Source organism: Marinobacterium sp. MBR-111 (assembly GCF_040547585.1).
In the GTDB taxonomy this organism is placed as follows: Bacteria; Pseudomonadota; Gammaproteobacteria; order Pseudomonadales; family Balneatricaceae; genus Marinobacterium; species Marinobacterium iners.
Genome location: NZ_JBEPQA010000026.1, coordinates 15,936 through 30,523, shown reverse-complemented (window position 1 = coordinate 30,523; position 14,588 = coordinate 15,936). Strand labels below are relative to the sequence as shown.

The 14,588-nt window shown below is 59.0% G+C and carries 15 protein-coding genes; 13 read left to right on the top strand and 2 right to left on the bottom strand.

The features are described from left to right. Positions 1 to 6: 6 nt before the first annotated feature. From ABIE61_RS15445 to ABIE61_RS15430, 4 genes are read left to right on the top strand one after another with little or no spacing between them, the layout of a single operon-like run. The gene (locus tag ABIE61_RS15445) at positions 7 to 804 is read left to right on the top strand and encodes an ABC transporter substrate-binding protein (RefSeq protein WP_354411092.1); all 798 of its coding nucleotides are present in this window, start codon (positions 7 to 9) and stop codon (positions 802 to 804) included. Beyond that, positions 801 to 1,775, top strand: a complete 975-nt coding sequence (locus ABIE61_RS15440) for a FecCD family ABC transporter permease (RefSeq protein ID WP_091827711.1) — start codon at positions 801 to 803, stop codon at positions 1,773 to 1,775. The genes ABIE61_RS15445 and ABIE61_RS15440 overlap by 4 nt, the downstream gene beginning before the upstream one ends. Continuing rightward, entirely contained in the window at positions 1,766 to 2,509 is a 744-nt protein-coding gene (locus ABIE61_RS15435; protein ID WP_354411089.1) for an ABC transporter ATP-binding protein, read from the top strand. Before ABIE61_RS15440 ends, ABIE61_RS15435 begins: the two co-directional genes overlap by 10 nt. Further along, a complete protein-coding gene (locus ABIE61_RS15430) occupies positions 2,506 to 3,069 on the top strand; it encodes a cobalamin adenosyltransferase family protein (protein ID WP_354411087.1) in 564 nt (187 codons plus the stop codon). Before ABIE61_RS15435 ends, ABIE61_RS15430 begins: the two co-directional genes overlap by 4 nt. Here ABIE61_RS15430 and ABIE61_RS15425 read toward each other — a convergent pair. Beyond that, on the bottom strand, positions 3,061 to 3,606 hold the full coding sequence (locus tag ABIE61_RS15425; protein WP_354411084.1) for a tetratricopeptide repeat protein: 546 nt from the start codon (positions 3,604 to 3,606) through the stop codon (positions 3,061 to 3,063). The genes ABIE61_RS15430 and ABIE61_RS15425 overlap by 9 nt on opposite strands. 163 nt (positions 3,607 to 3,769) lie before the next feature. Here ABIE61_RS15425 and ABIE61_RS15420 point away from each other — a divergent pair, with 163 nt between their 5' ends. The 7 genes from ABIE61_RS15420 to ABIE61_RS15390 are packed head-to-tail and all read left to right on the top strand — an operon-like array spanning position 3,770 to position 11,586. Further along, entirely contained in the window at positions 3,770 to 4,756 is a 987-nt protein-coding gene (locus tag ABIE61_RS15420; RefSeq protein WP_354411081.1) for a patatin-like phospholipase family protein, read from the top strand. A gap of 59 nt (positions 4,757 to 4,815) precedes the next feature. Continuing rightward, positions 4,816 to 5,343, top strand: coding sequence for a bifunctional adenosylcobinamide kinase/adenosylcobinamide-phosphate guanylyltransferase (gene cobU, locus ABIE61_RS15415; RefSeq protein WP_354411078.1), 528 nt, complete (start codon positions 4,816 to 4,818; stop codon positions 5,341 to 5,343). Continuing rightward, positions 5,340 to 6,389 carry a nicotinate-nucleotide--dimethylbenzimidazole phosphoribosyltransferase gene (gene cobT, locus ABIE61_RS15410; protein WP_354411076.1) on the top strand — a complete coding sequence of 350 codons (1,050 nt, stop codon included), beginning with the start codon at positions 5,340 to 5,342 and terminating at the stop codon, positions 6,387 to 6,389. The genes cobU and cobT overlap by 4 nt, the downstream gene beginning before the upstream one ends. Then, entirely contained in the window at positions 6,386 to 6,940 is a 555-nt protein-coding gene (locus tag ABIE61_RS15405) for a histidine phosphatase family protein (RefSeq protein ID WP_354411073.1), read from the top strand. Before cobT ends, ABIE61_RS15405 begins: the two co-directional genes overlap by 4 nt. Continuing rightward, entirely contained in the window at positions 6,937 to 7,686 is a 750-nt protein-coding gene (gene cobS / locus ABIE61_RS15400; protein WP_354411072.1) for an adenosylcobinamide-GDP ribazoletransferase, read from the top strand. Before ABIE61_RS15405 ends, cobS begins: the two co-directional genes overlap by 4 nt. Positions 7,687 to 7,742: 56 nt before the next feature. Then, positions 7,743 to 10,319, top strand: a complete 2,577-nt coding sequence (locus tag ABIE61_RS15395; RefSeq protein ID WP_354411069.1) for an EAL domain-containing protein — start codon at positions 7,743 to 7,745, stop codon at positions 10,317 to 10,319. Continuing rightward, positions 10,306 to 11,586 carry a sensor domain-containing diguanylate cyclase gene (locus ABIE61_RS15390; RefSeq protein ID WP_354411067.1) on the top strand — a complete coding sequence of 427 codons (1,281 nt, stop codon included), beginning with the start codon at positions 10,306 to 10,308 and terminating at the stop codon, positions 11,584 to 11,586. The genes ABIE61_RS15395 and ABIE61_RS15390 overlap by 14 nt, the downstream gene beginning before the upstream one ends. Positions 11,587 to 11,622: 36 nt before the next feature. Here the strand turns inward: ABIE61_RS15390 and ABIE61_RS15385 are convergent, their stop codons facing one another. After that, on the bottom strand, positions 11,623 to 12,216 hold the full coding sequence (locus ABIE61_RS15385; protein ID WP_354411064.1) for a helix-turn-helix domain-containing protein: 594 nt from the start codon (positions 12,214 to 12,216) through the stop codon (positions 11,623 to 11,625). A gap of 241 nt (positions 12,217 to 12,457) precedes the next feature. Between ABIE61_RS15385 and purU the strand changes: the two genes are divergently transcribed. Then, complete coding sequence (gene purU, locus ABIE61_RS15380) at positions 12,458 to 13,330, top strand: formyltetrahydrofolate deformylase (RefSeq protein WP_091827701.1); 873 nt, start codon at positions 12,458 to 12,460, stop codon at positions 13,328 to 13,330. 9 nt (positions 13,331 to 13,339) lie between these two features. Beyond that, positions 13,340 to 14,581, top strand: a complete 1,242-nt coding sequence (locus ABIE61_RS15375) for an FAD-dependent oxidoreductase (protein WP_091827700.1) — start codon at positions 13,340 to 13,342, stop codon at positions 14,579 to 14,581. Positions 14,582 to 14,588 lie beyond the last annotated feature (7 nt).

Below are 14,588 nucleotides of genomic sequence, written 5' to 3'. Positions count from 1 at the left end.
AGCGGCATGTCTGGCCTGATGCTCCGCTGCTTGCGGGGCTTCGGGCGGTCTCTGTTGCTGGGGCTGCTGCTCGCCAGCGCCAGTGCCCAGTCAGCCCCCCAGCGCATCCTGTCGCTGGATCTGTGCATGGACTGGTTGTTGGCGTTGCATGCTGAGCCCGAACAGGTTGCCGCTCTGTCGCCGATCCATCGGCGCTATCAATTGCCTTTTGATATGCCTGACTGGCCGCTGCACGATGGCTCGCTGGAGCAGATCTATCAATTGCAGCCAGACCTGATTCTGGTGGGTGAGTACAACGCATTGCTGTTGCGTCGCCGTCTTGAGGCGCTGTCCCTTCCGGTGGTGGACCTGTCCCTGCCGACCAGCCTTGCTGAAATCGAGGTCTATGAGCGTCAGTTTCTTGAGCTTATAGGCCAGCCGCCCTCGCGGGCACGACCGGCTCCAGCGCCTGCGCAGCCAGCGGGTGATGCGCCTCGGCTGTTGCTGCTGGGCGCCAACGGCATCGGTACGGGCGCAGGTACCTTTGAAGACCAGATTCTGCGTCAGGCGGGTTGGCACAACTATCTGCGTGATGCCGGTTATGTCCGCCTTGATCTAGAGCAGTTGGTAGCCGACCCGCCTGATGCGATCCTTTGGTCGGCTCCGGCGAGTCCATCGCTGGCGAGCCGGTTTGCCGAGCATCCGGCCCTGCAGCAGGTTGTCACACAGGAAGGGTGGTTGAGCACCGACTACTGGCGCTGGCAATGTCCCGGCCCTTGGACCTGGGAGCTGATCGAACAACTGAAACGGAAGCGAGTGCAATGAACGGGATACTGGCGTTGCTGGTGCTGCTGACGGCGCTGCTGTCACTGGCCACTGGCAGCACCGATATAGCCCCCTTGACGGGCCTGCTTGACTGGGCACGGGGAGAGCAGAGCATTGATGCCATTGTCAGCAGTGAAATTCGCCTGCCACGCACCCTGTTGGCACTGTTGGTGGGGGCGTCTCTGGGCCTCAGTGGTGCTGCGCTGCAGGGCCTGCTGCGCAACCCGCTGGCAGATCCGGGGCTGACCGGTGCCAGTCAGGGAGCGGCACTGGGCGCGGCCTGCGTGTTCTATTTTGGTCTGTTTCCGGCCCTGGGTGTGGCAGCACCGGCACTGGCGGGGCTGGTGGGTGCAGGGCTGGCGCTGCTGATCATGCTGCTGCTGGCAGGCCCCGCCGGGCAGGCGATGGTGATCATGGCGGGGCTGGCCATCTCGACGCTGACCGGCGCGCTGCTGGCTGCGGTACTCAACTTTGCCCCCAATCCCTTCGCCATGCAGGAACTGGTGTTCTGGCTGCTGGGCTCGGTGTCCGAGCGCGGGCTGGATCATCTCTGGTTGCTGCTGCCCGCATTGCTGGTCGGTGGCGGTCTGATCTGCAGTCAGCGGCGTCTGCTGCTGGGACTCAGTCTGGGCGAACAGGTGGCACAGAGCATGGGGTTGTCCCCCCGGCGCGGAAGCCGCCTGATTGTGCTGGGCGCTGCGTTGTTGGTGGGCACCTCGGTAGCCGTGGCGGGCGCCATCGGTTTTGTCGGCTTGATTGTGCCGCATCTGGTGCGGCCTTGGGTGCAACACCGGCCCGACAGAGTGCTGTTGCCCTCGGCCCTGCTGGGGGCGGTGCTGGTGTGTCTGGCGGATATCGTGGTGCGTCTGCTGCCGCCGGGGCAGGAGCTGAAACTGGGGGTGCTGACCTCTCTGATCGGCGCCCCCCTGTTCATCTGGCTGGTATGGAAGGAGCGCCGACGATGGATCTGATTCGGGTGGAAGCTCTGTCGCTGGCACAGCGTCTGGTATCGGTCAGTCTGGATCTGCAACCGGGCGAGCTGCTGGGCATTATTGGCCCCAATGGTGCCGGCAAATCCTCTCTGCTGGAGTCACTGGCCGGCATCCAGCCCTGTTCCGGCGTGATCAGTTTCGAAGGCAATAACCTGAGCACGTTTGAACCGCTGGAACGGGCGCGCAAGATCGCGTTTCTGCCACAGCGATCCATGGCGGCCTGGACCTTGAGTGTGCGTGATGTGATCGCGCTGGGGCGTCTGCCTTGGGGGGATGAGTCAGCGCAGATTATTGATCAGGCGGCACGCAGTACCGGCGTAGACGAATGGCTAAACGTACCGGTGGATCAGCTCTCCGGCGGCGAGCAGGCACGGGTCTGGCTGGCACGACTGCTGGCAGGGGAGCCGCGCGTGATTCTGGCCGACGAGCCGCTGGCCAGCCTGGATCTGTATTATCAGCAGCAGGTTCTGAAACTTTTGCGCCGCTACACCAGCAGGGAGCGCGCGGTGATCCTGTCACTGCATGATCTGTCACTGGCGGCGGCCTGGTGTGACCGGCTGGTAATGATGGATGCTGGTCGTGTCATTGCCGTGGGTGCGCCACAGGCGGTACTGACAACGGAAAACCTGCGTCAGGTGTTCCGCGTTGAGGCCGAAATTGATTTCAGCGCCGCAGTGCCACTGCTGCGCATGCAGGGGAGAGAACCCATATGAGCATTGCCAACAGCCGCGATCTGGATGAGCTCTGCTATCCCTTTATCCATGAAACCTCATGGCTGTGTGATTATGAACTGCTGACCGACGAACTTTGTGCCCAGATTGGGGCGGTGCTGGCGGCGCTGCCGAATGAGTGGGATGACCTGCGCCAGGATCTTGAACAGCTGCAGCCGCTGGTGTTGCACGCCAACGGCTCAATTCGTGGCCGGCTGGCCCTAAAGGAGGCTGATCTCGTCTGGCTCAAGTCGAGACTGCAGCACTTTCGCCAACAGCTGGTTACGCCACCACAGGGGTTTGTGTTGCCTCGGGGCTCAGCACCGGTGCCTCAACTGCATATCGTGCGCTCCAACTGTAAAAAGGCGATTCGGGCGCTCGTGCGCGTTAGTGAAGAGGGGCGGGAGGTGGCGGATATTCTGCCGCGCTTTCTGAATCTGTTGTGCAACTTCAGTTTCACCCTGACGCTGGTGATCAACCAGCGCCGGGGCGAAGCGGAGACAGCGTTTGTCAGCCTCAGTTACGGGCCGGTGAAACCGGCATCCGGTCAGGTATCAGGGTAATCGCAGAAACTGCTGCGCGGCGACCTGTCCCTGACTGGCGGCCCGCTCGGCCCAGAGCCGTGCCGCGTCGGCGTCACCTTCTGCCATCAGATGGCGAGCAAGCTGCCACTGAGCATCGGGCTCGCCGGCGTTTGCGGCCTGTCGAAACCAGTGCAGCGCCCTGGCTTCATCGGCCTTGACGCCCTGACCGTGACGGTAGGCCTGAGCCAGCTCCAGCATGCTGATGGCATCACCGGCCTCGGCTGAGCGCTGATACCAGACGAACGCCAACGACGGGTTCTGCTCAACTCCAAGCCCTTTGGCGTACATGTTGGCCACATTGAGCATGCCTTGCTGATTGCCGGCTTCGGCCAGCACCTTGTATCGGCTGAAGGCCTCTTCATACTGTCCCATCTTGTATACGGCATAAGCGTTGAGCACCTGAATCATCTCGCGGGCGATGCGCTGCTGTTCCCGCTCAATATCGTCGTTTGCCACCGCCGTCGTGACCAGCATAAGGCTCAACAGCAGGATTTTCAGGGGTGATAAGCGGTTCATGGCGGCACTCCACGCAACAGGACAGTTCACGCTAACAACTCTGCGAAAGGCCGTCTTTACTACCTGAGTACCGATTTCGCGTACGCGAGGCCTGCCGATCCGCATTGACACCAGAACAGTCTGAACCGATGCTTGTTGCAGTGCACAATAAAAGGGGCTGCGCATGTCTGAAGTGAAACTGAATCTGGCGTTGCAGGGGGGAGGGGCTCACGGTGCCTTCACCTGGGGGATGCTGGATCGTCTGTTGCAGGAAGATGACATCCGCTTTGACGGCATCAGCGGTACCAGTGCAGGCGCCATGAACGCCGTAATGCTGACGGCAGGTTGGCAGCAGGGTGGCGCGGCGGGTGCGCGAGCACTGCTGTCGGAGTTCTGGCATCGATTGATGCTGCCCGACAGCTTTGACCCGGCGGGATGGAGCCGTCACTGGCCAACCTGGTGGAGTGGGGTGACCCGGCACCTCTCACCCTATGACCTGAACCCGTTTGATATCAATCCACTGCGAGACCTGCTGAATGATCTGGTTGACTTTGAGCGGCTGAGGCGTGATGCGCCCTTTCAGTTGTTCATTGCCGCCACCGAGGTCGAAACCGCCAAACTGAAACTGTTTCGTGAATACGAACTGAGCACTGAACACCTGCTGGCGTCTGCCTGCCTGCCAGCGCTGTATCAGGCGGTGGAGATTGAGGGGGCGCATTACTGGGATGGTGGCTTTGCCGGCAATCCGGTGGTGTACCCGCTGCTGTTCGACTGCAAGGCACGCGATCTGCTTCTGCTGTTGCTGCACCCGCAGCAGCCGGCTGCACCGCCGGTCAGTGCCCAGGCCATTGCCGACCGCGTGGCTGAACTGGGGTTTCAGACCACCTTCATGCGCGAGATGCGGGCGCTGGCGGCCATGCATCAGCGGGCGCGCCGCTCGCCCTGGCGGCTGGGGCGGCCTGAGCGCCGGATACGGCAGATGCGGCTGCACGTGCTGGGGCCTGATGAGGGCTTGAGTCAGCTGCACCGAAGCAGCAAGCTGGATGTGCGGCCTGATTTTCTGCTTGAGCTGATGCAGCGTGGTCAGGCTCAGATGGAGCGTTGGCTGCAGCAAAACCGCTCGGCGCTGGGGCGCAGAAGCAGCTGCGATATTGAAGCCGAATTTCTCTGACGCCCGCTGCGGCAGGTACAATCTCTTTTTTATCGGCAATACAGGCAGATACAAGGCAGATGATCAGACTGATTCTCGGAGGCGCTCGTTCCGGCAAAAGTCGGCAGGCGGAGCAGTTGGCACAGGCCTCGGGCCTTGAGGTGATCTATATTGCTACCGCACAGGCGCAAGACCGCGAGATGCAAGAACGCATCAACCGTCACCGGGATGATCGTCCCCGTCACTGGACAACTATTGAGGAGCCGTTGCAGCTGGCGGACGCAATTCTGTCGCACCAGGCGCCCCACCGCTGTCTATTGATCGACTGTCTGACCCTTTGGGTTACCAACCAGTTGCTGGCCAAGGCTGATATGTACGCCGAGCGGGAAGCGCTCTGTGCGGCCCTGCGCAATGCCCGTGGCGACATCATTCTGGTCAGCAATGAAACCGGCATGGGTATTGTCCCCACGGGAGAGTTGAACCGCCGCTTTACTGACGAGGCGGGGTGGCTCAACCAGTCTGCAGCGGCCCTGGCTGATCAGGCCCTGTTGATGGTGGCGGGGATACCGATGCGACTGAAGGGACCGGGACTGGAGGTGTCTGCATGAGCTGGATAACCCATGCGATCAAGCCGATTGACACCCAGGCTGTTGCGGCGGCACAGGCACGCCAGCAACAGCTGACCAAACCAGCCGGCTCGCTGGGCCAGCTGGAACAGCTGGCGATTCGATTGGCCGGGATGCAGGGCAAAGCCTGTCCGCAACTGCAACGGGTCAGCATCGCCGTATTTGCGGCCGACCATGGTGTTGCAGTCGAAGGCGTATCCGCTTATCCACAGGCGGTCACCGCTGAGATGATTCGCAATTTCTCCCGCGGCGGAGCCGCCATTAGTGTGGCGGCCCGGGTACTGGGGGCCGAGCTGCGGGTCTGGAATCTGGGCACTGTGGTGGAGCTTGAGCCTTTGCCGGCGGTTGAGCCCCGCGTGATTGCAGCGCAGAGCTGCAATCTGCTGCATGAGCCTGCGATGACGACAGTGCAGTTGCAGCAGGCGCTGGCGGCAGGGCGAGAAGCGGTGTTGCACACCCCGGCCGAGCTTTTCATTGGCGGCGAAATGGGCATTGGCAATACAACGGCGGCCACGGCACTGGCTGCGGTGCTGCTGGAAAAACCGGTGGCGGAGCTGGTGGGCCCCGGCACCGGGCTTGATTCGATGGGCATGGCGCACAAATGCCGAGTCATAGAACAGGCTCTGCTGCGTCATGGCCGCAACAACGGAGACACGCAAGAGCCAATGGCCCTGTTGGCCTCGCTGGGCGGGTTTGAAATTGCAGCACTGACGGGGGCTTACGTTGCCTGCGCTCAGGAAGGTCTGGCAGCACTGGTGGACGGATTCATCTGTACCGTTGCGGCGCTTTTGGCCTGCCGGATCAACCCGGCTGTTGCTGACTGGCTGATCTTTTCCCATCATTCGGCAGAGCCGGGATACAGACATTTGAGGTCTGCATTGCCATCACCGCCCCTGCTGGATCTGGGGCTGCGCCTGGGTGAGGGCAGTGGTGCCGCTGCGGCTGTGCCCCTGTTGCGCATGTCCTGTGAGCTGCATGCCGGTATGGCCACCTTCGCAGAAGCGGCAGTGTCGGAGAAACCGAGTTGAGCGTATTCAGAATAGATCTGCTGCGTCATGGTGAAACCGATGCCGGTCAGTGCTTTCTGGGCCGTACGGATGCGGCCCTGACCGATAGGGGCTGGCAGCAGATGCACGCAGGTTTGGAAGGGGTCAGGCCTGAGGATTATGAGGGGGTATTCAGCTCACCTCTGCAACGCTGTTCTGCTTTTACCGAGCAGTGGGCCGGCTCTGAAGGCTTTGTGACCGACGCTCGCTTGAGAGAATACGATTTTGGCCAATGGGACGGGCAGACTGCAGCCCACATCCACGCAACCGATCCGGCTGCACTGGGTCGCTTCTGGCAGGATCCCTGGCACTGTCCACCGCCACAGGCCGAATCACTGGCCGATTTTTTTGTTCGTCTTGAAGCTCTGGTGGATCAACTTCAGCAGGAACATTCCAGTGCCGTGCTGCTGATCTGTCACGGCGGTGTCATTCGTGCCTTGCACTGTATTCTGAACGGGCTTCCGGTCAGTGAAATGTTCAGTTTTCCGGTAGCGCATGGCAGTTTGCATCGGCTGCAGGATGCACGCCAATGAAAACTGGGTGGCAGGCGTTTCTCTGTGCGTTGCAGTTTCTTACCCTGATCCCGGTGCGTTTGGCTGCATCGCCCGATAAGCGAACTCAGGCGCGGGCTCTATTGTATTACCCGCTGGTCGGTGGGTTGATCGGATTGGTGTTGCTGCTGCTGGGCACCGTTCTGCAGGGGTTACCGACCGGGCTGAGTGCGGCACTACTATTGCTTGTCTGGGCCGGGCTGACCGGAGGGCTGCATCTGGATGGGCTGGCTGACAGCGCCGATGGCTGGATGGGTGGGCTGGGCAGTCGGGAGCGTACCCTTGAGATTATGAAAGACTCGCACTTGGGGGCCAGTGGGGCACTGGTGTTGATGCTGGTGTTGCTGCTGAAGTGGAGCGCGCTCTCAGCCCTGTTAAGTGCGGCAACGCTGTGGCCTCTGCTGCTGGCCCCTGTAGCGGGTCGTGGTGCTGCGCTGTTGCTGCTGGTCACCACCCCCTATGCCCGACCCGACGGTATCGCGTGTGAAATGCTGCCACTGTTGCAGCGTCGGCATGCATTTTGGGTGTGTGCTGTCGTAATACTGCTGTTGGGCCTGTTCAGCCTGTGGTTGCCACTATACCTGTTGCTTGTCGGTGCGGGGCTGAGATGGCTGATGCTGCGCCGTCTGGGTGGCACCACCGGTGACACCGCCGGAGCCTCGATCGAGTTGATCGAAACCCTGTTGCTGGTGCTGGCCGTGATTATCCAGAGCGACACTGGTGGTTAATTAATGCTCTGGCGTATAGTCTTGTAGAGGTCCCCCAAGTAAGCAGGGAAGATGCAGTGAGAAAACCCTTGTCCACTCCGATGCTGCGGTACGTGATGCTGTTGGCTGTGACGCTGTCCAGCGCCTGTATGGCGACACCCGACAGAGTCGTGCGGGTCGGCGTGTATGAAAATGAACCCAAAATCATGCCGGCAGCCGATGGTCGGCCCAGTGGGCTGTTGGGCGACTTGCTGCAGGCAATAGCTGAACGTGAAGGTTGGCAACTGGAACCGGTACAGTGTGAATGGCAGCGTTGCCTGAGCTTGTTGTCACAGGGCGATATTGACCTGATGCCGGATGTGGCCAGCAGCCCGGCGCGGCAGGAGCTTTACGACTTTCATCAGGTACCGGCGTTGCACAGCTGGTCTCAGCTGTTCAGCCGGCCCGGCAGCAATATCCATTCGCCACTGGATCTGGATCGGAAACGGGTCGCGATTCTGGCCGATGGTGTCCAGCATGAATACCTGCAGCAGTTGATGGACGGATTTGATATCAGTCCTCGCATCATGCCGGTGAGCACCCTGCAGGAAACGTTACAGGAGTTGCAGCAGGGCTATGTGGACTTGGCGGTCAGCAACCATCTGTACGGCAACTATCACGCAGCTGAATACGGCATCATCCCGACCTCTATCGTGTTTCAGCCCAGTCGGCTTTACTACGCGGCTCCACTCGGGAAAGGGTATGAGTTGCAGTCACGAATCGACTACTGGCTGCAACGTTGGCGTGATGATGCGAACTCCCCCTACTACAACTTGATGAAACGCTGGGGTGGCGAAACCCCAGCGGCACTGGTGCCTCCTGCTCTGGTGTGGGGACTGTCGGTTTCTGCCCTGCTGCTGTTGCTGGCGCTGGCCTTTGTCTGGCTGCTGCAGCGACAGGTACGGGCACGTACCCGTGCCCTTGAGGCAAACGAAGCGCACTTGAATGACATCCTGTCCAATATTCAGGCATTTATTTACCACAAGGGCAGGGACTACCGTTACGAGTATGTAAATGCTGCGCTGTGCCGTTTCCTGGGTCGCACTGAAGAGCAGTTAACCGGGGCCAGCGACGCCGATTTCTTCGACCAGGACACCTTGCAGGATATCCGCCAGGCCGATCGACAGGTGATTGAACAGGGCAAGCGAGTGGTGGTTGAGGAAGTGATCACGCCGGTCAACTCAACCGAGCCCCGTGTGCTGATGACGGTCAAAATGCCGCTGTGTGATGCCAAGGGAAGGGTGCGCGGGTTGTGTGGCGTATCCACCGATATCACTGAACAGCGCAAGCATCAGCAGCAGTTGCACCAGTTGTCTCATTTTGACCCGCTGACCGGGTTGCCCAACCGGCGCCAGCTGCAGGAGCGGCTCAAGGTGGCACTCATGGCGGCAGAGCCCAATGGTCAGGAAGGGGCGATCCTGTTTATCGACCTGGATAACTTCCGTGACCTGAACGATGATCAGGGCCATGAGGTGGGTGACCAGTTGTTGCAGGCTGTGGCGGCACGGCTGAATCAGTTGCCGCTGGAACATTTCATGCAGGCCCGTTTCGGCGGAGATGAATTCATTCTGCTGCTGGAAGGGCTCAGCCCCTTCCGTGATCGTGCTTTGATGCAGGTGGAACAGCATGTAAACACGACATTGCTGGCGCTGAGTGAACCTTTTGAGCTGAGTGATGGCAACACCCATACCGGAACCGCAAGTATCGGCGTGGCCATGTTCTCCGATGCGCCCGGTGATATTCGTGAACTGATCAAAAAGGCAGAGTTGGCCATGTATGCCGCCAAAAGTGCCGGGCGCAGTGGATTCAGCTTTTTCGATCCTTCCATGCAGGCGCAGGTGCGGCTCAGAGCCGAGCTGGAAGCCGGCCTGCGCCGGGGGCTGGAACAGGATGAATTCCGACTCTGGTATCAGCCCCAGTTCAACTTGGAGGGCAAGTTGATTGGAATGGAAGCGCTTGTCCGCTGGCAGCATCCCGAGCAGGGCATGGTTTCGCCGGCCGACTTCATTCCGGTTGCCGAAACCAGCGGTTTAATTTTGCCACTGGGGCGTTGGATCCTGCGAACCGCCTGTGAACAGCTTGTCGCCTGGCAACAGCATCCTGTACTTGCGAACGTTCGTATCGCCGTGAATATCAGTGCCCGTCAGATGCAGGATGAGGGGTTTGTCTCCGAAGTATGTTCGATTCTGGATCAAACCGGGGCCGATGCATGTGCGCTTGAGTTGGAGCTGACCGAAAGCATGCTGGTGCAGAGCATAGAGCAGACCATCGACAAAATGCAGGTACTTCGCCAGCGAGGCGTTCATTTCGCCCTGGATGATTTTGGCACCGGCTATTCCTCCATGAGTTATCTCAAGCGCCTGCCTCTGGATAAATTGAAAATTGATCAAAGCTTTGTGCGTGATCTGATGACGGATCCCAACGATGCCGCCATTATCCGTACCATTGTGGCGCTGGGCCAAAGCCTGGATCTGTCTGTTGTGGCAGAAGGGGTCGAAACGAATGAACAAAGACAGGCACTTGTGATGTCGGGTTGCCAAGGTTTTCAGGGCTACCTGTACAGCCGACCGGGCTCGGCACAGGAGCTGGAGCGCAGTATACATGGACAGAGGTAACCCGTTGCAGGATGCATTTTTCACACGTCTGTTTCATGGTGTGAGTGATGCGATTTATGTGATTGACCCCGACAGCTCATCGATACTTGCGGCCAATGAGGCGGGCTGTCGAGCGTTGGGCATGAGCCCAGAGGAGCTGATTGACCAGAGCGTACTGAGTCTGAATCAGGATGTGACCGGCCCCAACCAGTGGCGTGAAATATCGGCTGCCATTATCGCTGCGGGCAATTACACCTTCATGGGGCGGCATGTGCGCAAGGATGGCACCGATTTCCCGGTTGAGGTGGTCACAGACTATCTGGAATATAAGGGACGTGGCTATCTGGTCTCGGTGGCACGTGACCTGAGCGAGCACCACCGACATCGCGAACACCTGACGGATGATGAGCTGATTCGTGCGCTGTTGCTGAATGAGTCCAGTGACGGCCTGTGGGACTGGAACCTGCAGGACCATAGCCTCTTTCTGAGTCCGCAGTGGTTCCGCATGCTGGGCTATGGTCCGAACGAGATCAGCTCACCCACTCTGGATACATGGCGCAACTCAGTACATCAGGAAGACCTGGAGCGCGTTATCACGCTGCTGCAGGATCATCTGCAGGGCAAGTCGTCGCGCTATGAGGCCAAATACCGCCTGCGCAGCCGTGACGGACACTATCTCTGGGTACATGACCGAGGGATGGTGGCACAGCGCGATCTGGACGGTCGTCCGCAACGCATGATCGGCCTTGTGCTGGATATCACAGAGTCCGAGCATTATGCCGCCGAGCTGCTCGAACGATCCCAGCGAGATGAACTGACAGGGCTCTATAATCGGCGCACGGGGTATGAGCTGTTTGAACGTTTTTTGCGTGACTGCCGACGCGACAATCAGCCCCTGCAAGTGGTGATGCTCGACATCGACCACTTCAAGCCGCTCAATGACGATTATGGTCATCTGGAAGGTGATCGGGCCATTCGTCATGTGGCCGATGAACTGCGCCGCTGCCTGCGCGCCGATGAGTGGCTGTTCCGCTGGGGAGGTGAAGAGTTTCTGCTGCTGTTCCCGGGAATGGATCGCAACTCCGCTCACGGCATGATGCAACGCCTGCTGAAACACTTCAACGTTACCCCCTTTGTCACCCAAGGAGGGGAGTCGCTGGAACTGACTTTCAGCGCCGGCATCAGCGGTTTTCCGGAAAATGGTAACAGTATCCGTCAGCTGGTAGGTGCCGCAGACCGCGCCATGTATCGTGCCAAATCATCCGGGCGAAACCGGGTAGAAGGATAGGCTGAGAGTCTTGATCGGAAAACGGCAGGCTCACATCTACTGGTCATCATAATGAATGATCGACAACAACTGGATCGGAACCTCCAGCAACTCTTCAGGCCCGTGGGGAATCTCTGCATCAAATGAAAGTGCATCCCCGGGCCCCATGTCGTACAGATGGTTGCCGTGTCGGTAGCGAATCTGTCCCTGCAGCAGGTAGATGAACTCCTGACCGGGGTGAGAAAAGGTTGGGAACACCTCGCTGGCATCGTCCATGGTGATCAGAAAAGGCTCGTAGCTTTTCTTCTTGCCGCGGTGGTAGCTGAGCAGCTGGTAAGTATGGCCTTTCTCGGTCCCGCGGCGCACTACCTCCATCCCTTCACCTGCCTTGGTCAGCTGTGCCGTGCCCTCGGGGCGGTCATAGTCGGTAAACAGCTGTGAAATCGGCAGCCCAATGGCATCACACAATCGACTCAGCGTATCCAGGCTGGTAGAAACCTGCGCGTTCTCGATCTTACTCACCATACCCTGACTAAGCCCTGCGATGCGGGCAACATCGGTGATCTTCAGGCTCTGCTCGGTACGTTTGCTTTTCACGCGCATGGCGATGTACTGCTCAAGCTTCAGTTTCGGGTTATCGGCATCGCTCATGGGCGTCATGCTCCTTTCTTGTGCGTTCTGTTCACCAATGGTGCGTTTTTCTGCGTGCAACCATGAGTGAGGCTTGAACAGCTTAATATTCCTGACAGTATATTTATTTTCACATAATAAGCTAAAACAATGCCTTAGCCTTGCTGTGAGCAATTTTTTTGCCTGAAGAGCAAAGTTGGCAAAGAGATTGCTTTTACCTTAAGGAAATAAACTTTCCTTTAAAGAAATATGGGACAAGGTCATGGCAATCGAAACCCAACATGCACGCAAATTCCGTCTGACCGTCTCCTGCCCTGATCGGGTCGGGATTGTAGCAGCCGTTACCCAGTTCTTCGCCTCTCACAGTGGCTGGATCAGCGAGGCACATCAGTTCGCTGATACAGAGAACTGCCAGTTCTTCATGCGGTACGAAGTACTGGCCGATTCGCTTCCATTTGGGCTGGAAGAACTGAAAGCCAAATTCGCTCCGCTGGGCGAGACGTTCGGCATGCACTGGCAGATCACTGACTCCTCCCAGCGCAAGCGCGTGGTCCTGATGGTATCAAAGGAAGCGCATGCATTGTCGGATCTGCTGTACCGCTGGCGTTCGGGGGAGATGAACATCGATATTCCCTGTGTCATCTCCAACCATGACGACCTGCGCTCCTATGTCGAGTGGCACGGTATTCCCTATGTACACGTCCCGGTCGATATGAGCAACAAGGAACCGCATTTCCGTGCCGTGCGTGAACAGATCGCGGCGGCGGAAGCCGATGCCATTGTGCTGGCTAAATACATGCAGATCATTCCCGAAGAACTGTGTGAGCTGTATCCGGGTCGGATCATCAATATCCACCACAGCTTCCTGCCCTCCTTCATTGGCGCACGCCCATACCATCAGGCCGCCGCGCGCGGCGTGAAGCAGATCGGTGCCACCTGTCACTACGTCACCTCGGAGCTTGATGCCGGGCCGATCATTGAGCAGGACGTGCATCGCGTTACCCACCACAACACCACTGCGGATATGGTCCGGTTGGGCAAGGACGTGGAGAAGTCGGTGTTGGCACGCGGCCTGCGCTACCACATCGAAGACCGTGTACTGGTACACGGCAATAAAACCGTTGTCTTTGCCTAGGAGAATATTATGCCCTGGCGCCTGCTTAAACATGGCTTCACGTCGTCTCACAATGAGCCCCGGTTCTTTCCGGAAACCCGGCCACTGAAATCACATTATGACGTGGTGATCATCGGTGGTGGTGGTCACGGCATGGCCTGTGCGTACTACCTCGCCAAGGAGCACGGCATCACGGATGTGGCGGTGCTGGAACAAGGGTACATCGGTGGCGGCAATACCGGCCGCAACACCACCATCGTGCGTTCCAACTACCTCACGCCTGAAGGGGTGAAGTTTTACGACACCAGCCTGAAGTTGTTTGAGGATCTGTCTGACGATTTTGACCTCAACATCTTCTACTCAACACGAGGCCACTTCACGCTGGCGCACACTGACAGTGCTCTGCGCACCATGCGCTGGCGTGCCGAGGTGAACAAGCATCACGGTATCGATTCCGAAGTGGTGGATCGCGATTTCATCGCCAAAGAAGTGCCCTACATGGACCTCGACTGTGCCGGCCACAACCCGGTGATGGGCGCGCTCTATCATGCGCCGGGCGCGGTTGCACGTCATGATGCCGTTGCCTGGGGCTACGCCCGGGGCGCCTACAACCGCGGTGTGGAGATTCATCAGAAAACCCGTGTCACTGCCATCCGTACCCAGGGCGACAGGGTGACCGGTGTTGAAACCGACCGCGGCTTTGTCAGCTGTAACAAGGTGGTATCCATGGTGGCCGGTTCCACCCCGCGAATCACCTCCATGCTGGGGTTGCAGACCCCGATCGAGATCTACCCGCTGCAGGCCTGTGTGTCCGAGCCGGTGAAGCCGTTCATGGACACCATCGTCGTGTCCGGCAGCCTGCATGTCTATGTCAGCCAGTCCTCGCGTGGCGAAATGGTGATGGGGGCTTCGGTCGATCCATCGGTGTTGCACTCCACCCGCTCCAGCTTTGATTTCGTTGAAGGGCTGACCGACAAAATGATCGACCTGTTCCCGTTCATGAGCCGCATGAAAGTGATGCGCCAGTGGGCCGGAATGAGTGATATCACCCCCGACTTTGCCCCGATCATGGGTAAGACCCCGATTGAGGGTTTCTACCTTGATGCCGGCTGGGGGACATGGGGCTTCAAGGCCACTCCCGTCAGCGGCAAAACAATGGCCTGGACGCTGGCCAACGACCGCAACCATGAACTGATTGAACCCTTCCGACTGTCCCGTTTCGCCGACTTCGATCTGGTCGGCGAGAAGGGTGCAGCATCGGTCGGGCACTGAGGAGAGG

Coding starts and splice junctions, on each gene's coding strand:
- ABIE61_RS15445 (WP_354411092.1), top strand. CDS start 7: ATGTCTGGCCTGATGCTCCGCTGCTTGCGGGGCTTCGGGCGGTCTCTG.
- ABIE61_RS15440 (WP_091827711.1), top strand. CDS start 801: ATGAACGGGATACTGGCGTTGCTGGTGCTGCTGACGGCGCTGCTGTCA.
- ABIE61_RS15435 (WP_354411089.1), top strand. CDS start 1,766: ATGGATCTGATTCGGGTGGAAGCTCTGTCGCTGGCACAGCGTCTGGTA.
- ABIE61_RS15430 (WP_354411087.1), top strand. CDS start 2,506: ATGAGCATTGCCAACAGCCGCGATCTGGATGAGCTCTGCTATCCCTTT.
- ABIE61_RS15425 (WP_354411084.1), bottom strand. CDS start 3,606: ATGAACCGCTTATCACCCCTGAAAATCCTGCTGTTGAGCCTTATGCTG.
- ABIE61_RS15420 (WP_354411081.1), top strand. CDS start 3,770: ATGTCTGAAGTGAAACTGAATCTGGCGTTGCAGGGGGGAGGGGCTCAC.
- cobU (WP_354411078.1), top strand. CDS start 4,816: ATGATCAGACTGATTCTCGGAGGCGCTCGTTCCGGCAAAAGTCGGCAG.
- cobT (WP_354411076.1), top strand. CDS start 5,340: ATGAGCTGGATAACCCATGCGATCAAGCCGATTGACACCCAGGCTGTT.
- cobS (WP_354411072.1), top strand. CDS start 6,937: ATGAAAACTGGGTGGCAGGCGTTTCTCTGTGCGTTGCAGTTTCTTACC.
- ABIE61_RS15390 (WP_354411067.1), top strand. CDS start 10,306: ATGGACAGAGGTAACCCGTTGCAGGATGCATTTTTCACACGTCTGTTT.
- ABIE61_RS15385 (WP_354411064.1), bottom strand. CDS start 12,216: ATGAGCGATGCCGATAACCCGAAACTGAAGCTTGAGCAGTACATCGCC.
- purU (WP_091827701.1), top strand. CDS start 12,458: ATGGCAATCGAAACCCAACATGCACGCAAATTCCGTCTGACCGTCTCC.
- ABIE61_RS15375 (WP_091827700.1), top strand. CDS start 13,340: ATGCCCTGGCGCCTGCTTAAACATGGCTTCACGTCGTCTCACAATGAG.